We start from the raw sequence: 20,643 nt of genomic DNA, 5'->3' as shown, positions 1-20,643 counted from the left end.
GGCGCCCGCTCCTGCGCGGGCTATTGCGCCTTCGCCCGCCAGCGCCGCAGCAGGGCGGCATTGGTCACGACGGAAACCGAGGACAGCGCCATGGCCGCCCCGGCGAGCGCCGGGGTCAACAGGCCAAGTGCGGCGAGCGGAATGCCGACGACGTTGTAGGCGAAGGCCCAGAACAGGTTCTGCCGGATCTTGCGCACGGTTGCCCGGGAGACGCCGATGGCATCGGCGACAAGGTCCGGACGCGGGCGCATCAAGGTGATGCCGGCGGTCTCCAGCGCCACTTCCGAGCCGGAGCCCATGGCGATGCCGACGCTGGCAGCGGCCAGGGCCGGGGCGTCATTGACCCCGTCGCCGACCATGGCCACGGTCCGGCCTTCCTCCACCAGCCCGGTGACGGTTTCCGCCTTGCCCTCCGGCGGCACCCCGGCAATCACCTGCTCGATGCCCAGCTCCTCGGCAACGGTGCGGGCCACCGCCTCGGTGTCGCCGGTCAGCATCACCGGGGCGACATTGAGTTCGGCCAGCCGCGCCAGCCCAGCGGGCGTTTCGGGGCGCACCGTGTCGGCGAGGGCGATCACCCCAACCGCATGGCCGGCAATGGCAACGGTGGCGCAGGTCTTGGCCTCGGCGGCGAAGCTGCGGGCGATCTGGTCAGCCATGAAACGGTCGACGCCATGCGCCTGCAACAGCCGGCTGTTGCCGATCAGAACGGTCTCGCCGGCGATCTCGGCGATGATGCCCTGGCCGGGAACGGCGCGGAAATCGCTCGGCCGGGAGAGCTGCAGGCCGCGTTCCTCGGCCGCCTCGATCATCGCCCGGCCCAGCGGGTGCTCGCTCGGCAACTGGGCCGAGGCGGCGATGCGCAACAGCCGGTCGTCGTTGCGGTCGAAGGCGCGGATGTCGGTCACCGCCGGACGGCCTTCGGTCAGCGTTCCGGTCTTGTCGAACACCACCGTGTCGACCTTGTGGGCGATTTCCAGCGCCTCGATGTCGCGGATCAGGATGCCGGCACGGGCGGCAGCGCCGGTTCCGGCGACGAGGGCGGTGGGGGTGGCCAGGCCAAGGGCGCAGGGGCAGGCAATGACCAGCACGGCGACGGTGGCGCCAATGGCCGCATCCAGTTCCGCGCCGGTCAGCCACCAGCCGGCGAAGGTGGCGATTGCAACGAGGACCACGATTGGCACGAAGATCGACGACACCTTGTCGACCAGCTTCTGCACCGGCGCCTTGCTGCTCTGGGCGGCCTCGACCAGTCGGATGATGGCGGAAAGCTTGCTGTCGGCCCCCAGCGCGGTGGTCTCCACCGTCAGCGCGCCGGAGCCGTTGATCGTGCCGCCGATCACCTCATCGCCGACGGTCTTGGCGACCGGCAGGCTCTCGCCGGTGACCAGCGATTCGTCGAGATCGCTGCCCCCCTCCAGCACCCGGCCATCGACGGGCATGCGCTCGCCCGGCTTGACGAGGACCCGGTCGCCGGGAAAGAGCGCATCCACCGGCACGGTTTCGATGCCGCCGCTCTCGGTCAGGCGATGGGCGGTGTCCGGCCGCAGCTCGGTCAGGGCGCGAATGGCGGCGGTGGTGGTGCGCTTGGCCCGGGTTTCCAGCAGCTTGCCAAAGAGAATCAGCGTCAGGATGACCGCCGAGGCCTCGAAGTAGAGGTGCCCGGGGTTTTCCGGCCAGGCGCGCAGGGTCAGGATGGCACTGTAGAGGTAGGCGGCGGTGGTGCCGAGCACCACCAGCACATCCATGTTGGCGCCGCCGCCGGCAAGCGCGCGCGCCGCACCCACGTAAAACCGGCGTCCGACCACGATCTGGACGATGGTCGCCAGAACCATCTGCACCATGGCCGGCGGCATCAGGTCGAGGCCGAAGGGGGCGGTCACCATGCCGGCGACCAGCGGCAGGGTCAAAAGGGTGGAGAAGACCAGAAGCGCGAAGGTGCGCCGCTCCTCCGCCCGGGTCGCCGCATCCGCCTGTTCCTGCCGGGCGCGCTCGCTGCTGGCGTCGCTGGCACGCTCCTCGGCGCCGAAGCCGGCGCCTTCCACCAGGCGGATCAGGGCGTCCGGGCCGGCGCTGCCGTCGGTCTCCACCAGCGCGGTTTCCATCGGCAAGTTGACGACGGCGCGCAGCACGCCGGGGGCGCGGGTGAGCACCTTCTCGATCCGGGCGGCGCAGGCGGCGCAGGTCATGCCGGTGACCTGAAGCTGCACCGCCACGCGGGCGGGGTCGGTGCTGTCCTGCTCAATCTGAAGACCCATCTGGGACATCGGAAAACTCCTTGAATGCCGTTTCTCGCGCCGGCCGAATGTCGGGGAGGACGGGCCACAGCGGCGGGCACGGCGATGCGTTGCCTTGCGTATAGGCATTCCAGTCACTGGAGGGTCAAGCCCCGCCGTAGTCGCGGGCGGCAGCAGGCCAGCGGCATGGGGTCACGGGCCGGCGTCGGCGCGTCCTTCCTCGACCGCGTGGCAGGCAACCGCACTGCTGCCCGCGTTCACGCTGCCAAGTTGCGGCAACTCGCGCCGGCAGCGGTCGTTGGCCAGCGGGCAGCGCGGATGGAAGGTGCAACCGGAGGGCGGGTTGATCGGGTTGGGGATCTCGCCTTCGATGGCGCGCCGTGGCCGGCCGGACATGGTGAGGTCGGGGATCGCTGCCATCAGCATCCGCGTATAGGGATGCTGCGGGCGGGCGAACAGATCGCCGCTGCCCGCGATCTCCACCAGTCGGCCGAGGTACATCACGCCGATGCGCCGGGCCATGTGCCGGACCACGGCCAGGTCGTGGCTGATGAACAGGTAGGTGAGGCCGAATTCGTCCTGAAGGTCGCGCATCAGGTTGAGGATCTGCGCCTGCACCGAGACATCCAGCGCCGAGGTCGGTTCGTCGCAGACGAGAAACTCCGGCCGGGAGGCCAGCGCGCGGGCAATGCAGATGCGCTGGCGCTGGCCGCCGGAAAACTCATGCGGATACTTTTGCCCGTCGCGCGGATGCAGGCGCACCAACTCGAGCAATTCGCCGACACGGGTGGCGATGGCCTGCCGCGAGCGCTCCAACCCAAAGGCGCGGATCGGTTCGGCGATGATCCGGTCGACCCGCCAGCGCGGATTGAGGCTGGCATAAGGGTCCTGAAAGATCATCTGGATGCGGCGGCGCAAATCGCGCATGGCGGCACTGGAGGGCGTTTGCCGGCGCATGTCGATGCCGTCGATGCGGACCTCCCCGGCGCTCGCCTCCAGAAGCCCGACCACAAGCTTGGCGACCGTCGACTTGCCGGAGCCGGATTCGCCGACGAGCGCGAAGGTCTCGCCCTTGTCGATGGCGAAGGTGATGTCCTGGGCAGCCTTGAGAAAGGCCTTCGGCTGGCGTTCCAGCACCCGGTTGAGCCAGGGGCGGGAGACATCGAAGGTACGGCCGAGGCCGCGCACCTCGACCACCGGCTGTGGCTGCAGCGCGCTCATGCGGTCTCTCCTTCGCCGGCCTTTTGTTTGGCCGTATGCACCAGCCAGCATGCGGCCTCGCCTTCACCGGCGGGCATCAGGGCGGGACGCTCCCGCCGGCAGCGGTCGAAGGCTTGGGCGCAGCGCGGGTTGAAGGCGCAGCCGGAGGGGATGGCATCGAGACGGGGCATGGCGCCGGGGATCTGGGTCAGGCGCTGCTGGTCGCCGCTCAAGGTGGGGATCGCCCCCATCAGGCCGACCGTATAGGGGTGGCGCGGGTTGGCGATCACATCCCGCACCGGGCCGATTTCGGCAATGCGCCCCGAGTACATCACCGCCACCCGGTCGGCGGTTTCGGCGATCACCCCCATGTCGTGGGTGATCAGCATCACCGCCGTACGGTGATCGCGGCAGATGCGCTGCAACAGGTGAATGATCTGCGCCTGCACCGATACGTCAAGCGCGGTGGTCGGCTCGTCGGCGATCACCAGCTCCGGTTCGGCGCAGAGCGCCAGCGCGATCACCACCCTTTGACGCATGCCGCCGGAGAACTGATGCGGATAGGCGGAAAGCCGCTGGGCGGCGGCGGGAATGCCCACCTCGTCCAGCAGGGCGATGGCCCGCTTGCGTGCCTCCGCCTCGGAGACCGGCAAATGGGTCATGATCGTCTCGATGATCTGGTCGCCGATGGTGAACAGCGGATTGAGACTGGTGAGCGGATCCTGGAACACCATGCCGATGCGCTTGCCGCGGACCCGGCGCAGGGCCGCCGGCGACAGGGTGTCGATCCGCTCGCCCTTCAGGCGGATCTCACCGCCGGCGATCCGCCCGGGCGGCTCCAGCAGGCCGATCACCGCCGCGCCGGTGAGGGACTTGCCAGCGCCGGATTCGCCCACGACGCCCAGCACCTCGCCTTCGCGCAGGGAAAAGGAAATACCATCGATGGCGGTCAGGACGCCGTGGCGGGTCGGAAATTCGACCCGGAGGTTCTCGACCGAAAGCAAGGGGATCTGTGTCATCGTGCCAGCCCTACCGCAGCTTGGGGTTCAGCGCGTCGCGCAGCCAGTCGCCCAGCAAATTGACCGCAAGCACCAGAATGGCCAGGGCGAAGCCCGGGAACATGGCGATCCACCATTCGCCGGAAAACAGGAAGTCATTGCCGATCCGTACCAGGGTGCCGAGCGAGGGCTGGGTCGGCGGGATGCCGACACCGAGGAAGGAGAGCGTGGCCTCGGTGATGATGGCAAGGCCGAGGCTGATGGTCGCGATCACCAGAACCGGGCCGATGACATTGGGCAACACATGCCGGATCATGATCAGAAAGGGCGGAATGCCGATCAGCCGGGCGGCCTGGACGTATTCCTTGTTGCGCTCCACCAGCGTCGAGCCGCGCACGGTGCGGGCGAATTGCACCCAGAAGGACAGGGCGATGGACAGCACCAGGATCCAGAAGGCATACCGTTCCCGGTCGAGATTGCCGAAGACGGCGCGGGCGACACCGTCGATCAGAAGCGCGATCAGGATCGCCGGAAAGGTGAGCTGCACCTCGGCGATGCGCATGATGATGGCATCGGTGCGCCCGCCGACATAGCCGGCGACAAGGCCGAGCAGGACGCCGACGACCGCCGCCAGCAGCACCGAGACGAACCCGACCGCGAGGGAGATGCGGGCGCCGTAGAGGATGCCGGAGAAGACATCGCGGCCCTGATCGTCGGTGCCCAGCAGATAGAGCGGATCGGCGCCCTCCATGCCAACCGGCGGCAGCTGCGAATCGAGGATCGACAGGCTGGCGAGATCGAACGGATCATGCGGGGCGAGCCAGGGCGCGAAGGCGGCGCCGATGATGGCGGCAAGGGTGATGAGCGCGGAGAGCATCGCGATCTTCGACCGCAGGAAGGAATGCAGCATGTCGCTCTGACGCAGGCGGAAGACGACGCCGCGGCGTTCCGTGTCGAGGTTGTCGCTGATCGGGGACATCGGCTGGCTCCTCAATGGGACGCGCGCTCGACCCGCAGGCGCGGGTCGACGACGAAATAGAGCAGGTCGACGATCAGGTTGATGACGACGAACAGGAAGGCGATCAGCATCAGGTAGGCGGCCATCACCGGAATATCGACATTCTGCACCGATTGCAGGAACAACAGCCCCATGCCCGGCCACTGGAACACGGTCTCGGTGATGATCGCGAAGGCGATGATCGAGCCCAGTTGCAGGCCGGTGATGGTGATCACCGGCACCAGCGTGTTCTTCAGGGCGTGGCGGAAATGGATGCTGCGCTGGCTGAGACCACGGGCGCGGGCGAACTTGATGTAGTCGGTGCGGATCACCTCAAGCATTTCCGAGCGCACCAGCCGCATGATCAGTGTCATCTGGAACAGGCCGAGGGTGATTGCGGGCAGGATCAGCGCCTTGAGGCCGCTGATCGTCAAGAGCCCGGTGCTCCACCAGCCGAAATCCACCACCTCTCCCCGCCCGAAGCTCGGCAGCCATTGCAGGGTCACGGAAAACAGGAAGATCAGCAGGATGCCGATGAAGAAGGTCGGCAGCGATATGCCGATCAGCGAAATGGTGAGAAACAGCTTGGACAGCAGGCTGTCACGGTTGAGGCCGGTGTAGACGCCCATGGGAATGCCGCAGAGCAGGGCCAGCAGCGCGGAGACCAGCGACAGCTCCAGCGTTGCCGGCAAGCGCCGGCCGATCAGATCGACCACCGGCTGGCGGAACTGATAGGAGGTGCCGAAATCCAGTTGTGCCGCGCGGGTGACGAAGCGGGCGAACTGGACCAGAACCGGATCGTTCAGTCCCAGTTGCTCGCGCAAGGCCTCGCGCTGTTCCAGCGAGGTGTCCAGGCCAACCATCTGGTTGACCGGATCGCCGACATAGCGAAACAGGGTGAAGGAAATCAGGGCGACGACGAGCATGACGCCGATGGCCTGGAGCAGACGGCGGATGGTGAAGGCAAGCATGAAGCCTCGATGAGTGGAAAGCCTGGAAAGGTCCGGCGGGCGGCGCGGATGAGGTCGCGGCCCGCCGGAGATCCCGTTGCCGCTATTTCTTCACGACCCAGCGGAAGTGGAACTGGTTGTCCGCCCGTTGCTGCAGCTCGACCCGGTTTGAAACGCCCCAGGCAAGCCCCTGCTGATGCAGCGGAATATAGGCCACATCGTCAAGGGTAAGGCGATAGGCGTCGACGATCAGCTGGTCGCGCGTGTCCGGATCGTTCTCGGCGAAGATCCGCGCGGTGAGGGCATCGACCTCCGGATTGCAGTAGCCGCCGAGATTGAACGGCCCGCCGGTGCCCTTGTCGTTGCGACAGCCATGCAGGTCGGCGAGCACGTTCGAGCTGTCGAAGGACGCCGGGGTCCAGCCGAGCAGATAGAACGAGGTGTCGTAGCCGCCGGAGGCCAGCACCTTGGCGAAATACTGGGCCTTCGGCTGGGCGTTGAGGTCAACCTGGATGCCGATCCGCGCAAGGAAGGCGGCGACCGTCTGGCAGATCGCCTCGTCATTGACATAGCGATCGTTCGGGCAGTCCAGACTGACGCCGAAGCCATCAGGGTAGCCGGCTTCGACCAGAAGCGCCTTCGCCGCCTTCGGATCATAGGGCAGGCGCTCGAAATCACCGGCCCGGGAGAACAGGAAGGGCGAGATCATCAGGGCGGACGGCGTCGACAGGCCGCGCATGATCTTGTCGCGGATCGCGTCAAGATTGAGCGCCTGGTAGAAGGCCTTGCGCACCCGCACATCCTTGAACGGGTTCTTGCCCTTCACTGTCGAATGCAGCAACTCGTCACGGCGCTGGTCGAAGCCGAGAAAGACGGTGCGCAGCTCCGGACCCGTCAGGGCGCGCGTGCCCTCGTTGCTCTCCACCCGCTTGATGTCTTGAACGGGCACCGGATAGACCATGTCGAGATCGCCGGACAGGAGCGCGGCGATGCGGGTCGCGTCCGAGGCGATCGGTGTGAATTCGACCGTATCGAGATTGTGGATCGCGGTGTCCCACCAGTCGTCATAGCGCGCATAGACGGTCTTGACGCCGGCCTCGTGGCTGACGACCGTGAACGGGCCGGTGCCGTTGGCGTGAAGCGAGGCGTAGTTCGGCGTGGTGTCCGAGGCAGAGGTGACCTTGACCGCGTCATTGGCCTCCGTCCACTCCTTGTCCATGATGAACCAGGTGTCCCAGGAGTAGTGAAGGATCGGGTTCGGCTCGGGCAGGACGAAATCGACGGTGAAATCGTCGATCTTCTCCACCTTCACATCCGGATCGATACGCGAGGTCAGGTCGGAGCCTTCCGAGCGGACGCGCCCAGCGGAGAACACCACGTCATCGGCATTGAAATCGTTGCCATTGTGGAATTTCACGCCCTTGCGCAGATAAAAGCGCCAGCGATTCGGCTCGATGATCTCCCAGCGTTCGGCAAGGGCCGGTTCGATTGTGAGGTCCGGTGCCCGGCGGGTCAGCCCCTCATAGACATTGCCATGGGAGCCGAGCGTGAAGGTTTCGTTCAGGGTATAGGGGTCGAGCTGGTTGAGGGTGCCTTGAAAGGCGTATTTCAGTGTCTCGGCGGAGGCTGCCGTAAGGGTTGTCGAGGCTATCGCTCCCGCAAGAGCCAGTTGTCCGATGATGCGCATGTTCCCCTCATTGTTTTCTTTTGTTTTTTCATGCGGATTGCCTCATGCCGATCTTTCGCCAGTCGATCACAAGTGGTCTTAACCATTTTTTGCAATCCGTCGCCTCGCATCTAAACAAGCCTGAAACCGCGCGTCCAGCGTGCTTTCGTCTATTTGCGAGAGGGGCGCGAATCAGATGTTTCAGAAACGGCTGATCGGCGGCGAGCCGCGCCATTTTCAGCCCATTTCATGGGGGGCGGTCCAAGCTGGGCCGTCACCGTCAGGTCCTGTTCATTCCGCCGCGTTTTCCGTCGGGCTGGCGAGAGCTTCGCGCAGCGGTGTGGGCGGGGTCACGGCATAGACGGTCATCGGGCGACTGCGGCCGCGTACTTCGATTTCCGTTTCCCGAGCCGCGTCGCAGGAATATCCGGCGATCCTCAGGACCTGCCGCGAGACGACCAGCGTCTGGCCGAGTTCCTTGGAGGCGGCTTCCAGCCGGCTGGCGATATTGACCACGTCGCCAAGGGCGGTGATGCGGGTGCCAGCTCCCAGGTTGCCGCCATCGGCCGCGCCGATCCGGCCCAGGATCACCTGCCCGGCATGAAGGCCCATGCCGATCCGCAAGGGGGTCTCGAGCTGGCTGGCCAGTTCTACGTTCAGGTGCTCCAGGTTTTCGGCGATGGCATTGGTGGCGGCAAGAGCATTGCGGCAGCCGGACTGGATGCCGTCGGTCATGCCGAAGATCGCCATCACCCCATCGCCGATGAACTTGTCGACATAGCCTCCGCAGGCCTCGATGGCCCGGGCCGTTTCGCCAAGGTAGCGGTTGAGCAGGAACACCACGTCATAGGACAGGCGGCTTTCGGTAATGCCGGTGAAGTTGCGCAGATCGACGAAGAGGATCGCGGCTGGCTGCTCCACCCCCCAGTGGTAGGCATCGCCGGAGGTGACGTTGCGGCGGGGTGCGCCGCGCGCCGGCACCAGCGGCTGTACCTTGAGCGGGGCGGTGGGGCGGATCTGGCAGGCGAGCCGCACGGTGTCATCGGCGCCGATCCGCGCCAGCACCTGTGCTTCCTGGGTGGAGGGCGGCGGCAGGCTGTCGCCGCCGGCCAGAATACGGGTGCGGCAGGTGGAGCAGCGTGCCCGTCCGCCGCAGACATCCGCATGGGCGATGCCGTTCATGCGGCTGACTTCCAGCAATGTCGGGCCCGGGACGACCCTGAGGGTTCTGCCGCCCGGGTATGTGATGGTAATGGTCTCGGCGAAGCGGCGACGGATGGTGCGCACCAGAATCGCGGCCACGACCAAGGCCAGCAGACCGAAAAATCCCCGTTGCAGAATGAGGATCAGCGGATCGGACCAGGTGATCATCTCCCCGGTGAGGGGGAAGGGGACCTGTTCCACCAGGGCCAGCCGTCGGGCCGCGCCGATCCAGCCAAGGGACGCGAGCACCGGCACCAGCACCGCCACGGACAAGAGCCAGGGGAACCAGCGCCGGTAGACCTTGCTGAGGCGGAGCCAGAAATGCAGACCGATCATGCCATGGGTCCAGACCAGCACCATCAAGGTGGTCTGGTTGACGAGCAAACCGGGCCAGAAGATCGTCAGCACATTGCGGTAGGTGTCGGCGTAGCCGAAGCGGGCGGCGAGCCCGGCGGTGCCGATCACATGCGGAATCAGCAGATAGGGAATGGCCAGACCGAGCAGCAACTGGATCCATTGCCAGACCGGCATGCGCCAGGTGCGCCGCCGCGCGGTCTTCCACAGGGCGAGGGCGACATGGGTGAGAATCGCGGTCACGAGCAGGAGCTCGCCCAGCGGGTTGCGCCAGACGGCCAGGAACAGCTCGCGCCCGGCCTCCATCGCCTCAAGCGACCAGAGCCCGAGCATGTGATTGAGGAAATGGGTGAAGGCGAAGGTCAGGAGGGTCAGGCCGCTCACCAGACGCAGGCGCTGCCGAAACGCAGCGGCGCTCGCCGTACCTGTGGTTCCACGCGTTTCGACCATTGCCATTCGCCTTGTGTTGTCGTCCCTATGATGTGCGCAAGAGATGGGGCACGGTCAAATGCCACAAACGTTCCGACATTCAGGGAGAGACGATGACTGTCACGATCTACGGGATCTCCAACTGCGATACCATGAAGAAGGCGCGTTCGTTCCTAGCAGAAAATGGTGTCGATCATGTGTTTCATGACTACCGGAAAGCCGGTCTGGACGCTGATTTGCTTGCGCGTTTCGTGCAGGAGTTGGGCTGGGAGGAGCTCGTCAACCGGCGCGGTACCACGTGGCGCAAGCTGCCGGAGGAGACACGCGCCGGTGTGACCGATGCGGCCTCGGCGATTGCGGTACTGGTGGCGAACCCCTCTTTGATCAAGCGGCCGGTGCTGGATGCGGACGGGCGCTGGCTGGTCGGATTCAACCGGGAGGAATGGGCGACTGTGTGCGCGTGAGGACGCGCCCTCTCCCCGCAGCGCCCGCAAGGCGGCGGGGAGAGGGCTGTTCCAAGGGGGACGTCAGGGGCGCCAGAGGCGTTCAAGATCGAAGGCGTGGATGTCCTGCAGCAGCTCGACGAAGCCGCGCGCGGCATGGTCGAGCGAAGCCTGTCCCTTCGCGGCGCTGGCATTGGCGGCGTTGCCGACGACGCCCGCCGGATTGAGGTCCTGCGCCTTCCAGCCGAACTGGGCCGGCCCATGACCGCGCAGATGCTTGAACTCTTCGATGAAGTCGAGCTGGGTGGAGGCAAAGTCGCGCGCCTTGTCCATCTTGACGAGATCCGGGCGCAGATACAGCATCAGCGAGGTCTCGATATCGCCGCCGTGGATGCCGTAGGTGAACTCCTTCGGCGGAAACAGCCCCTCGGGCTGACCGAAGCGGGACCAGCCGGTGGCGGTGACCAGCATGTCGTGCTTCACCCGCAATTCCCGGGCGACGATGTCGCTGATCGGCACATTGCCGCCGTGAGAGGTGATCAGCACCATCTTGCGGATGCCGGCGCGGAAAACGCTTTCGCCGATCTCGGTCCAGGCGCGGGTGGCGGTGTCCCAGGACAGCGTCAGGCTGCCGGGCGAGGAAATATGTTCGTTCGACTTGCCGACCGCCTGGACGGGCAGGAAGGTCGCCGGAAGATCGTCCGGCAGCAGCTCCAGCACCCGTGAGATCTGTCCTTCGGCGATGCAGGTATCGGTGAAGACCGGCAGGTGCGGGCCGTGTTGTTCGATGGCGGCGACCGGGAGGATCGCGATCCAGTCGGAGGTGTCGGCTTCGGCGAAATCGAATGCCGTCATCTCGTGCCAGAACCTGCGGGGGAGATCGGACATGGCTGCCTCATTGTTGCGGGTCGGATCGTGCTGTGGCGCGGATCGCGCCGGCCGGCGCAAACCATAGCGCATTCCGCATCACGCGCAGCGCCGGGAAGCGGCTCTTGCACATTAAATCGTTTGAATTTTCTCGGCAGGTGCATTTCCTCGCCGCGCCGGACAGGGTATTCGGGGACGCTGCATTTGTCCTGCCTGTCTTTTCTCATCCGGATTTTCCAGCATGCTGCTCAGAACACCGCGTGTCGCCGTTTCGGCGCTCTTCTTCTTCAATGGCGCTTTGTTCGGGTCCTGGGCCTCGCGGGTGCCGAGTGTCCGGGCGGCGCTCGATCTCGGTGAGGGCGAGCTGGGGCTTTACCTCTTGTGCATGGCGCTCGGGGCGATCCTGTCGTTTCCGCTCGCCGGCCGGCTGGCGGATGAGATCGGCGCGGCGCGCACCTCGCGGCTGGTCGCCATTGCCCATGGTCCGGCGCTGGCGATGGTCGCGCTGGCCTCCGAGCCTTGGCATCTGGCACCGTTGCTGTTTTTCCTCGGTGCCTGTCACGGCGGCATGGATGTGGCGATGAATGCCTTCGGCGCGGAGGTGGAGCGGGCACGCGGACGGTCGATCATGGTGTCGTTCCACGCCATGTGGAGCGTTGGCGCCGGGTGCGGCGCGGGCATCGGCGCGCTGGCGATCCTGAATGGCCTTTCCGTTGCCACCCATTTCTCGTTGTTTGCGCTGTTGACCGCCATTCCGGCGCTGTGGCTGTCGGCGATCCCCTGGCAGGGCATTACCGGGCGCGGTCAGAAGAGCCCGTTGATCGCCCTTCCGCGCGGCAGCCTGATCCTCGTCGGCATGCTCGGTTTCTGTGCCATGATCGGCGAGGGGGCGATTGCCGACTGGGGGGCGATCTTCCTGGTCGATGTGCTGAACGCCGGCGAGGCCTATGCGGCGCTGGGCTTCACCTTCTTTTCCATCTTCATGGTGACCTTTCGTTTCGCCGGGGATCGGCTGGTGGTGCGGTTCGGCCCCAGCAATGTCGCCCGGGTCGGCGGGGTCGTGGCGGCGAGCGGCATCCTGACGGTGGTGCTGGCGCCCAATGTGGTGGTGGCCTGGGCCGGATTTGCGCTGACGGGGGCCGGAATGGCGCCCTTGGCGCCGCTGGTCTATTCCCGCGCGGCGAGCGATCCGGTGATCTCGCCGGGGGCGGGGCTCGCCAGTGTCTCGACCCTTGGCTACGGCAGCCTGTTGCTCGGCCCGCCGCTCGTCGGCGCCATTGCCGAGGGGCTGTCGCTCACCGCCGGGTTCGTCTTCCTGGCGGTGATGGCTTTGATGGTGACGGTGCTGGCCCCGTCGCTGCGCAGCGACAGGGCTTGAAATCCGGCAGGGCCGGACGGGCCGGGGGCGGTCAGAAGCTCTCCAGGAACCGGCGCGCTGCGGCGCCATGCTCGGCCCGCAGCCGGTCGATATCGAGATGCACCGGACGTCCGTCCTCCACCGTCCAGTCGCCGGCGATCATCACCCGGTCGGCGGTGTGGGCGCCGCACAGGACAAGGGCGGCGAGCGGATCGCCGGCGCCGGAAAAGCGCAACTCGTCCAGGGTATAGAACGCAAGATCGGCCTGCCTGCCGGGTTTGATGGCGCCGATGTCCTCGCGTCCGAGGCAACGGGCGGAGCCTTCCGTCGCCCAGCGGTAGGTGTCGTGATGGGTGACGCTGGCTGCGTCATAGGTCAGTCGGTTCAGCATCAGGGCGTGGCGCAGGCTCTCCATCAGATTGGAATTGTCATTGGAGGCCGAGCCGTCGACACCGAGGCCGACAGGGCAGCCGGCCGCCTCCAGCTCCTTGGTGCGGCACTGACCGGAGGCCAGCGTCATGTTGGAGGTCGGGCAGTGGCAGACGCCGACACAGGCATGGCCCAGCCGCTTGATCTCGTCATCGTTGAAATGGATGCCATGGGCGAGCCAGACCCGGTCGTTGAGCCAGCCGCATTCCTCCAGATAGTCGACCGGACGGCACTGGAAGTGGTGCAGGCAGTAGTCGTCCTCGTCGATGGTCTCGCCGAGATGGGTGTGCAGGCGGCAGTCGAACCGCTCGGCCAGGGCAACGCTTTCGCGCATGAGCCGCTTGGTCACGGTGAAGGGGGCGCAAGGGGCGAGCGCCACCTGGATGCGCGAGCCTTCGGACCGGTCGTGGTAGCGCGCCAGCACCCGCTCGCAATCGGCGAGGATGGTGTCCTCGTCCTGCACCACCGTATCGGGCGGCAGACCGCCGTCCTTCTGGCTGAGGTTCATCGAGCCGCGGGTGACGGTCATGCGGATGCCGAGCCGGGTGGCCTCCTCCACCTGAATGTCGATGGCGTCTTCCAGGCCGGCGGGAAACAGATAGTGATGGTCGGAGGCGGCGGTGCAGCCGGACATCATCAGTTCTGTGAGCGCCAGCCGCGTGCCCATACGGAAGGTCTCCGGGGTGACGTTGCGCGCCCAGATCGGGTAGAGCGCGGTCAGCCAGGGAAACAGCTCCTTGTTGATGGCGGCGGGATGGGCGCGGGTCAGGGTTTGGAAGAAATGGTGATGGGTGTTGATCAGCCCCGGGATCACCACGTGGCGGGAGGCATCGAAGGTGCGATCGACCGGCTGCGATGGCTGCTGACCGGCGGCGACACATTCGGCGATGCGGCCGTCCTCGATGACGACGCCGCCTTCAGCCTCCGGGGCAAGAATGGCGAGCGGGTTCTTGATCCATTGGCGCATGGATATCCTTCCTGTTGTCGTGTCGACCTGCAGGCTTGGATAGCGGCCTTCGGTGAAGAACCTGGCCGCCCGAGTTCCGCACAGGGAAATCGAAGTGGGGTCCGGCGGTGGCCCGGTACGGCAACTGCCGTCCGGCCGACCCGCCATCAAGAAAAGTAGCAGAGGCCCGGCCGTCGTCGCAATGGCTGCGAGCGTGACCCCGCGTCGCTCAGCCGGCGGCGATGACCTCGACCTCAACGACGAATTCCGGCCGGGCGAAGCCGGAGACGATCATCAGCGTGGAGGCCGGCGGCGGCGAGCCGATGAAGGCGTCGCGCACCTTCATGTAGCCGGGCAGGTGTTCGCGGCCGGTGACGAAGGCATTGATGCGCACGATGTTGTCGTAGCCCAGCCCCGCCTCCTTGAGGATCGCGCCGATGTTTTCAAAGCACAGGCGGGTCTGACCTTCCACATCGGCCGGAACATGATCGTCGGCGGCGATGCCGAGCTGTCCGGAGCACAGCACCAGCCGGGCTCCGGGCGGGACCTCGATGCCGTGGCTGTAGCAGGCGAAGGGCGCGCGGATGCTGGTGGGCGTCAAGGCCTTGGTCATGGCGGCTCCATTTGCGGGAGGTCTTTCGGAAGGCACCATTCCAGCGGGAAACAGCAGTGTTCGCAAGACCCCATCGGGCGGATGCGCATTGTCTGCGTCTTGTGCCGTGGTTGCCGCTTTTTTGTGCGATCAAGCTGGGGTAGGCTTCCTTCGAGGAACGCGGGAGGGGGAGGAGAAATACACGGGCCGGTCAGGCTTTGGGGCACGCCGGAAAGAATTGACGCCCCCTCGCTGGCTGGCACGTGACTTGCTGATACCGGAAAATGAAACAAGTGCCGGGGCTCCCTTGCGGCCCCGTCGCGCCCCTTGGGGCGCGGGAGCGGCAAGAGACTGCGACCGCGAGGATGGTCACGGGCGGCACGGGGACAATCGGAGGCGGACAGCGACATGCACAGGATGTTGGAAATCGGGCGGAAGGCGACCGTTGCGGCGGTGTTCGCCGCCGTGGCCGGTCTTGGCGGGACGAGCGGCGCCCAGGCTCTGGAGAAGGTCAGTTTCGGCACCAACTGGCTCGCCCAGGCCGAGCATGGCGGGTTCTATCAGGCGGTGGCGGATGGTACCTATGCGGCCTGCGGTCTCGATGTCTCCATTGTTCCGGGCGGACCGCAGGTCAACAACCGGGCTCTGCTCCTGGCCGGCAAGCTGGATTTCCACATGGGCGGCAACATGCTGCAGGTGTTCTATGCCAAGCGCGAGGACATCCCGGTGGTGGTGGTCAGCGCGCTGTTCCAGAAGGAACCGCAGGTGATCCTCACCCATCCGGGCAAATATCCAAGCTGGGAGGCGATGGCCGGCAAGGCGCCGCTCCTGATCGGCGACAATGGCTTTGCCTCCTACTACCAGTGGATGATTTCCGAGTTCGGCTTCACCGTCGAGCAGCGCCGGCCCTACACGTTCAATCCGGCGCCCTTCCTCGCCGATCCGAGTGCTGGCCAGCAAGGCTATGCGACGGCGGAGCCCTATGCCATCCAGAAGGCAAGCGGGGTCATGCCGGACGTCTTCCTGATCGCCGATCACGGGTTCAGCACCTATGCCACGACCATCGAGACCATGGCCTCGACCGTGGAGAACCGGAAGGACGTGGTGCAGTGCTTCGTCGATGGTTCGGCGCTTGGTTGGTACACCTACCTCTATGGCGACAACTCAGCGGCCAACAAGCTGATCCAGGAAGCCAATCCGGAGATGGCGGCGGAGCAGATCGCCTTTTCCGTCGAACGGATGAAGGAATACGGGATCGTCGATTCCGGCGACAGCCTGACGCTCGGCATCGGCGCCATGACCGATGGCCGCAACGCCGATTTCTACGCCAAGATGGTGCGGGCCGGGGTTGTCGAGGAGGGACTCGACATCACCTCGACCTACACGCTGGAATTCGTCAACAAGGGTGTCGGGCTCGATCTGAAAAAGAAGCTCACCGGCAAGTGATCCCGCAAGTTCAGGCAATCGATCCGACATGATAGAGCAACAGACGGAGATGCCGGCGTGAGTGCGGCATCCAGTGACGGCGCGCCGCGAGGCATGGCATCGCGGCCGCTGTCCGAAACCCCGCCGATCGTTTCCCTGCAGGGCATCACCAAGAGCTTCTCCAACGCTACGGTCGCGCTGAGGAACCTGTCTCTCGACATCGGCGCGGGAGAGTTTGTCAGCCTGCTCGGGCCCTCGGGCTGCGGCAAGTCGACGGCGCTGCGCCTCATCGCCGGCCTGTCGAGCCCGACCAACGGGCGGATCGTCTGGCCGGGCGAGGCGCCGGGCCAGGGCGATCACGAGCTCGGCTTCGTCTTTCAGGAGCCGACACTGATGCCCTGGGCCAGTGTCTTCGCCAATGTGCACCTGCCGCTGCGGCTGAAGGGGCGCTCGGTGGCGGCGGCGCGCGACGAGGTGATGGACGCCCTCGACATGGTCGGGCTTGCCGGCTTTGCCGACAGCTACCCGCGCGAATTGTCGGGCGGGATGAAGATGCGGGTGTCGATTGCCCGGGCGCTGGTGACACGGCCCAAGCTGCTGCTGATGGACGAACCTTTCGCCGCGCTCGACGAGATCACCCGGTTCAAGCTCAACAACGACATCCTGCGGCTTTGGGAAACCCTCGACTGGACGGTGATCTTCGTCACCCATTCGGTTTTCGAGAGTGTCTACCTGTCGAACCGGATTGTCGTCATGGCGGCCCGGCCGGGGCGGGTGGTGGCGGATCTTGCCGTCGATGCGCCCTATCCGCGCACCGAGGAATTCCGCACCTCGCATCTTTACAGCGACTATTGCCGGCAGGCGTCGGAGGCGCTGCAGGCGACCTTGAACGAAGAGGAGAGGGCAGAGTGAGCAGCGCCGATCTGACCGGCCTGTCCGGGCCGGCGCCCGGGCTCGATGTCGCCGAACGCCGCAAGGCCCGCCGCGCAAGGGTCGAACGGTGGGCCCGATGGCTGTTGCCGGTGGTGGTGATGGCCGCGACCATCGCCCTGTGGCAATGGTATGTGGTGGCCTACAAGGTGCCGCATTACATCCTGCCCGGTCCGGACCGGGTGGTCGATGCACTGGTGCGCGACTGGCCGATGCTCTGGCCGGCGCTGCTGGTCACGTTGCAGATCACCCTCGGCGCGCTGGTGGTCGCCACCATCGGCGGGGTTGGCCTGGCGGTTTTGTTCGCCCAGTCGAAATGGGTGGAGATGTCGTTCTTCCCCTATGCGGTGATCCTGCAGGTGACACCGGTGATCGTCATCGCGCCGCTGATCTTCATCTATGTGCCCTCGAAGATCGTCGGGCTGTTGATCTGCGCCTGGATCGTCGCCTTCTTCCCGATCCTGTCGAACACCACATTGGGGCTGAATTCCGCCGATCACAATCTGCGCAACCTGTTCCAGCTCTATGGTGCGACCCGCTGGCAGACCCTGCGCTATCTGCGGCTGCCGGCGGCGCTGCCCTATTTTCTCGGCGGGCTGCGGATCGCCGGCGGCCTGTCGCTGATCGGCGCGATCGTCGCCGAGTTCGTCGCCGGCACCGGCGGCGTCGGCTCCGGCCTTGCGTTCAAGATCCTGGAGGCCAGCTACCGGCTCAACATCCCGCGCATGTTTGCCGCGATCCTGCTGATCTCGCTGACGGGCATCATTATCTTCGCCGTGCTGAGCCTGGTGACCCATCTCCTGTTGCGCAATTGGCATGAAAGTGCGGTGAAACGCGATGGTTGAAGCAATTTCCCCGCCTGGGCAGGAGCGTTACCTGCTCGTCAATGCGACCCTTCCCGGCAGCTTGACAGCCGGCGGGCTGGACCATGCGGGCGATGGTCTGGGGCGGGCGGATATCCTGATCGAGAATGGCGGGATCGCGGCGGTGTCGCCCTGCGGTGTCCTGCGCGGCCAGGGGCTGCCGAAAAGTGAGCTCGATGGCGGGCTGGTGCTGCCCGGGTTCATCGACATGCATACCCATCTCGACAAGGGGCACATCTGGCCGCGCAAGCCCAATCCGGACGGGACCTTTGACGGGGCACTCGCCGCCGTGGACACGGACCGGGCCGCCCATTGGTCGGCGGAGGATCTGCGCCGCCGGATGGACTTTGCCCTGCGCTGTGCCCATGCCCATGGCACGGTGATGATCCGCACTCATCTCGACAGCATGTCGCCGCAGGACGCGATCACCTGGCCGGTGTTTCGCGAGCTGCGCCGGGACTGGGCCGACCGCATCGAGCTGCAGGGGGCGGCGCTTTATGGGGTGGATCTTTTGAACACGCCCGGCTTCCTGCCGCGTATCGCCGACCGGGTGGCGGAGGCGGGCGGTGTGCTTGGGGCCGTGACCTACATGATCGACGGGCTGGAAGGGCATCTGGACAGCCTGTTCCAGGCTGCGGCGGAGCGCGGGCTCGATCTCGATTTCCACGTGGACGAGACGGCGGATCCGGGCGCGCGGTCACTGCGGCTGATCGCCGAAGCGGCGCTGCGCAACCGGTTCGAGGGACGCATTGTCTGCGGTCATTGCTGTTCGCTGGCGCGGCAGGACGCGGATGAGGTCGACAGGACGCTGGATCTGGTCGCGCGCACCGGTCTCGGCGTTGTCAGCCTGCCGATGTGCAATATGTATCTGATGGACCGGAAGGCCGGGCGTACGCCGCGCTGGCGCGGTGTCACCCTGCTGCATGAGATGAAGGCGCGGGGCATTCCGGTGGCGGTTGCCTCCGACAACACCCGCGATCCGTTCTATGCCTATGGCGATCTCGACATGGTGGAGCTGTTTTCCCAGGCGACCCGCATCCTCCATCTCGATCATCCGGTGGGGGACTGGATCGACGTGGTCACGCAGGCGCCGGCACGGATGCTCGGCGATGCCGCCCATGGCCGTCTCGACCCGGGCGGGCGGGCCGATCTGGTGGTGTTTCGGGCCCGCAACTGGAACGAGCTGGTTGCCCGGCCCGGCGGGCCGCGCACAGTGCTGCGCGGCGGGCGGGCCATCGACCGGGACTTGCCCGACTATCGTGAACTCGATGATCTGATGGAGCGTTTGTGATGAATGATCTTGCCGCGCTGAAGGCGGACCTTGAAGGTCTGGCGATCGAAGACAATCCGCAGATCGTCCGACAGAAAAGCCGCGATTTCTTCTGGTACTCGCCGGTGCTGAAGCGGCAGCTCGACGAGGTGTGCGCCGATATCGTCGTGACCGCGACGAACGAGGCGGAGGTGGTGCGGGTGCTGCGTGCCTGCTACGCCCATGATGTTCCGGTGACGACCCGTGGGGCCGGCACCGGAAACTACGGCCAGGCCATGCCGCTGTCGGGCGGTGTGGTGCTCAATCTGGCGGAGATGAACAAGGTGCTGGAGGTCTCCACCGGCATGGTGCGGGCCGAGGCCGGGGCGATCATGTCGGCGATCGACGACGCGGCCCGGCCGAGCGGTCAGGAGCTGCGCCTGCATCCGTCGACCTATCGGACCGCGACCATCGGCGGTTTCGTCGCCGGCGGGTCCGGAGGTGTCGGTTCGATCAACTGGGGCGGCTTGCGCGATTTCGGCAATATCCTGCGGCTGCGGGTGGTGACGATGGAGGCGGAGCCGCGCATTCTGGAGCTGTCCGGGGCGGATCTGCACAAGGTCAGCCATGCCTATGGCACCAACGGGGTCATCACCGAGGTGGTGATGCCGCTGACGGCGGCCTATGACTGGGTCGATGTGCTGACCGGTTTCGGCAGCTTCGCCGAGGCGGCCCGTTTCGCCGATGCGCTGGCCAATCAGGACGGGTTGCTGCTGAAGGAGATCGCGCCGATCGCCGCGCCGGTGCCGCATGACTATTTCCTCCGGCACCAGAAGTTCATCCGCCGGGATCAGTCGGTTTGCGCGCTGATGGTCGCGCCTTTCGCGATGGATGCGTTTGCCGCCTTCACCAGCCGGTTCGGCGGCGTGGAGATCCTTTATCGTTCGGACCTTGCCAGCGACGAGGACAAGCAGGGGCTGCCGCCGGTGTATGAGCTGGCGTGGAACCACACCACCTTGCGCGGCTTGCGGGTCGACCCGACGATCACCTACTTGCAGGTGCTCTACCCGTTCCCCGACCATGTGGAAAAGGCGGTGCATCTGGCCGATCTCCTTGGCGACGAGGCGCCCGCGCATCTGGAATTCGTGCGCTTCGACGGCCGGAACACCTGTTTCGGCCTGCCGATCATCCGGTATTCCTCCGAGGACAGGCTTGAGGAGATCATCCGCATTCACGAGGACCGGGGCTGTCCGGTGTTCAACCCGCACTGCTACACGCTGGAAGAGGGCGGCATGAAACAGACGGATGCGGTGCAACTGGCCTTCAAGAAAGAGGCCGATCCGAAGGGGCTGCTCAATCCGGGCAAGATGATTGCCTGGGAAAATCCTGATTTCGACTTCAGCAGCGACCAGACTTACCTGTTTCCCGGCCTGGCCAGGTAGGCGGCCAGGCATTTTCGCCGGAGGGCGGGCCGGTGGGGGCCCGCAGCCGGTGCGGGAGAGGGGCGC

General features: G+C 65.9%; 17 protein-coding genes. 7 read left to right on the top strand and 10 right to left on the bottom strand.

Annotated features, from left to right (window positions below; genetic code table 11):
- Nucleotides 1-20 precede the first annotated feature (20 nt).
- The 7 genes from LC062_RS08320 to LC062_RS08290 form a co-directional block, all read right to left on the bottom strand.
- A complete protein-coding gene (locus tag LC062_RS08320; protein WP_224910564.1) occupies nucleotides 21-2,267 on the bottom strand; it encodes a heavy metal translocating P-type ATPase in 2,247 nt (748 codons plus the stop codon).
- Between the two features lie 162 nt (nucleotides 2,268-2,429).
- Nucleotides 2,430-3,458, bottom strand: a complete 1,029-nt coding sequence (locus LC062_RS08315) for an ABC transporter ATP-binding protein (protein ID WP_224910563.1) — start codon at nucleotides 3,456-3,458, stop codon at nucleotides 2,430-2,432.
- Nucleotides 3,455-4,456 carry an ABC transporter ATP-binding protein gene (locus LC062_RS08310; protein WP_224910562.1) on the bottom strand — a complete coding sequence of 334 codons (1,002 nt, stop codon included), beginning with the start codon at nucleotides 4,454-4,456 and terminating at the stop codon, nucleotides 3,455-3,457. Before LC062_RS08310 ends, LC062_RS08315 begins: the two co-directional genes overlap by 4 nt.
- Nucleotides 4,457-4,466: 10 nt before the next feature.
- The gene (locus LC062_RS08305) at nucleotides 4,467-5,414 is read right to left on the bottom strand and encodes an ABC transporter permease (protein ID WP_224910561.1); all 948 of its coding nucleotides are present in this window, start codon (nucleotides 5,412-5,414) and stop codon (nucleotides 4,467-4,469) included.
- An 11-nt stretch (nucleotides 5,415-5,425) separates the two neighbouring features.
- Entirely contained in the window at nucleotides 5,426-6,403 is a 978-nt protein-coding gene (locus LC062_RS08300; RefSeq protein WP_224910560.1) for an ABC transporter permease, read from the bottom strand.
- Between the two features lie 82 nt (nucleotides 6,404-6,485).
- A complete protein-coding gene (locus tag LC062_RS08295; RefSeq protein ID WP_224910559.1) occupies nucleotides 6,486-8,069 on the bottom strand; it encodes an ABC transporter substrate-binding protein in 1,584 nt (527 codons plus the stop codon).
- A gap of 270 nt (nucleotides 8,070-8,339) precedes the next feature.
- On the bottom strand, nucleotides 8,340-10,055 hold the full coding sequence (locus LC062_RS08290; RefSeq protein WP_224910558.1) for an adenylate/guanylate cyclase domain-containing protein: 1,716 nt from the start codon (nucleotides 10,053-10,055) through the stop codon (nucleotides 8,340-8,342).
- 92 nt (nucleotides 10,056-10,147) lie between these two features.
- Between LC062_RS08290 and LC062_RS08285 the strand changes: the two genes are divergently transcribed.
- The gene (locus tag LC062_RS08285; protein WP_224910557.1) at nucleotides 10,148-10,498 is read left to right on the top strand and encodes an ArsC family reductase; all 351 of its coding nucleotides are present in this window, start codon (nucleotides 10,148-10,150) and stop codon (nucleotides 10,496-10,498) included.
- A 63-nt stretch (nucleotides 10,499-10,561) separates the two neighbouring features.
- Here the strand turns inward: LC062_RS08285 and LC062_RS08280 are convergent, their stop codons facing one another.
- Entirely contained in the window at nucleotides 10,562-11,365 is an 804-nt protein-coding gene (locus tag LC062_RS08280) for a creatininase family protein (RefSeq protein ID WP_181760592.1), read from the bottom strand.
- A gap of 220 nt (nucleotides 11,366-11,585) precedes the next feature.
- Here LC062_RS08280 and LC062_RS08275 point away from each other — a divergent pair, with 220 nt between their 5' ends.
- Nucleotides 11,586-12,722, top strand: coding sequence for an MFS transporter (locus tag LC062_RS08275; protein WP_224910556.1), 1,137 nt, complete (start codon nucleotides 11,586-11,588; stop codon nucleotides 12,720-12,722).
- Nucleotides 12,723-12,753: 31 nt separating this feature from the next.
- Here the strand turns inward: LC062_RS08275 and LC062_RS08270 are convergent, their stop codons facing one another.
- Nucleotides 12,754-14,097 (bottom strand): 8-oxoguanine deaminase, encoded by a 1,344-nt coding sequence (locus LC062_RS08270; RefSeq protein WP_224910555.1) that lies wholly within the window; start codon nucleotides 14,095-14,097, stop codon nucleotides 12,754-12,756.
- Nucleotides 14,098-14,305: 208 nt separating this feature from the next.
- Complete coding sequence (locus tag LC062_RS08265) at nucleotides 14,306-14,689, bottom strand: RidA family protein (RefSeq protein WP_224910554.1); 384 nt, start codon at nucleotides 14,687-14,689, stop codon at nucleotides 14,306-14,308.
- Nucleotides 14,690-15,076: 387 nt separating this feature from the next.
- Between LC062_RS08265 and LC062_RS08260 the strand changes: the two genes are divergently transcribed.
- The 5 genes from LC062_RS08260 (at nucleotide 15,077) to LC062_RS08240 (ending at nucleotide 20,577) form a co-directional block, all read left to right on the top strand.
- Nucleotides 15,077-16,114, top strand: a complete 1,038-nt coding sequence (locus LC062_RS08260; RefSeq protein ID WP_224910553.1) for an ABC transporter substrate-binding protein — start codon at nucleotides 15,077-15,079, stop codon at nucleotides 16,112-16,114.
- 93 nt (nucleotides 16,115-16,207) lie between these two features.
- The gene (locus LC062_RS08255) at nucleotides 16,208-17,005 is read left to right on the top strand and encodes an ABC transporter ATP-binding protein (RefSeq protein WP_224910595.1); all 798 of its coding nucleotides are present in this window, start codon (nucleotides 16,208-16,210) and stop codon (nucleotides 17,003-17,005) included.
- Complete coding sequence (locus LC062_RS08250; RefSeq protein ID WP_224910552.1) at nucleotides 17,002-17,868, top strand: ABC transporter permease; 867 nt, start codon at nucleotides 17,002-17,004, stop codon at nucleotides 17,866-17,868. The genes LC062_RS08255 and LC062_RS08250 overlap by 4 nt, the downstream gene beginning before the upstream one ends.
- Entirely contained in the window at nucleotides 17,861-19,177 is a 1,317-nt protein-coding gene (locus LC062_RS08245; RefSeq protein ID WP_224910551.1) for a cytosine deaminase, read from the top strand. The genes LC062_RS08250 and LC062_RS08245 overlap by 8 nt, the downstream gene beginning before the upstream one ends.
- On the top strand, nucleotides 19,177-20,577 hold the full coding sequence (locus LC062_RS08240) for an FAD-binding oxidoreductase (RefSeq protein ID WP_224910550.1): 1,401 nt from the start codon (nucleotides 19,177-19,179) through the stop codon (nucleotides 20,575-20,577). The genes LC062_RS08245 and LC062_RS08240 overlap by 1 nt, the downstream gene beginning before the upstream one ends.
- The last annotated feature ends 66 nt before the right edge of the window (nucleotides 20,578-20,643 follow it).

This window comes from Stappia indica (assembly GCF_020177335.1).
Lineage (GTDB): Bacteria > Pseudomonadota > Alphaproteobacteria > Rhizobiales > Stappiaceae > Stappia > Stappia indica_B.
This window is presented reverse-complemented; position numbering and strand designations above follow the sequence as displayed.

Coding starts and splice junctions, on each gene's coding strand:
- LC062_RS08320 (WP_224910564.1), bottom strand. CDS start 2,267: ATGTCCCAGATGGGTCTTCAGATTGAGCAGGACAGCACCGACCCCGCC.
- LC062_RS08315 (WP_224910563.1), bottom strand. CDS start 3,458: ATGAGCGCGCTGCAGCCACAGCCGGTGGTCGAGGTGCGCGGCCTCGGC.
- LC062_RS08310 (WP_224910562.1), bottom strand. CDS start 4,456: ATGACACAGATCCCCTTGCTTTCGGTCGAGAACCTCCGGGTCGAATTT.
- LC062_RS08305 (WP_224910561.1), bottom strand. CDS start 5,414: ATGTCCCCGATCAGCGACAACCTCGACACGGAACGCCGCGGCGTCGTC.
- LC062_RS08300 (WP_224910560.1), bottom strand. CDS start 6,403: ATGCTTGCCTTCACCATCCGCCGTCTGCTCCAGGCCATCGGCGTCATG.
- LC062_RS08295 (WP_224910559.1), bottom strand. CDS start 8,069: ATGCGCATCATCGGACAACTGGCTCTTGCGGGAGCGATAGCCTCGACA.
- LC062_RS08290 (WP_224910558.1), bottom strand. CDS start 10,055: ATGGTCGAAACGCGTGGAACCACAGGTACGGCGAGCGCCGCTGCGTTT.
- LC062_RS08285 (WP_224910557.1), top strand. CDS start 10,148: ATGACTGTCACGATCTACGGGATCTCCAACTGCGATACCATGAAGAAG.
- LC062_RS08280 (WP_181760592.1), bottom strand. CDS start 11,365: ATGTCCGATCTCCCCCGCAGGTTCTGGCACGAGATGACGGCATTCGAT.
- LC062_RS08275 (WP_224910556.1), top strand. CDS start 11,586: ATGCTGCTCAGAACACCGCGTGTCGCCGTTTCGGCGCTCTTCTTCTTC.
- LC062_RS08270 (WP_224910555.1), bottom strand. CDS start 14,097: ATGCGCCAATGGATCAAGAACCCGCTCGCCATTCTTGCCCCGGAGGCT.
- LC062_RS08265 (WP_224910554.1), bottom strand. CDS start 14,689: ATGACCAAGGCCTTGACGCCCACCAGCATCCGCGCGCCCTTCGCCTGC.
- LC062_RS08260 (WP_224910553.1), top strand. CDS start 15,077: ATGCACAGGATGTTGGAAATCGGGCGGAAGGCGACCGTTGCGGCGGTG.
- LC062_RS08255 (WP_224910595.1), top strand. CDS start 16,208: ATGGCATCGCGGCCGCTGTCCGAAACCCCGCCGATCGTTTCCCTGCAG.
- LC062_RS08245 (WP_224910551.1), top strand. CDS start 17,861: ATGGTTGAAGCAATTTCCCCGCCTGGGCAGGAGCGTTACCTGCTCGTC.
- LC062_RS08240 (WP_224910550.1), top strand. CDS start 19,177: ATGAATGATCTTGCCGCGCTGAAGGCGGACCTTGAAGGTCTGGCGATC.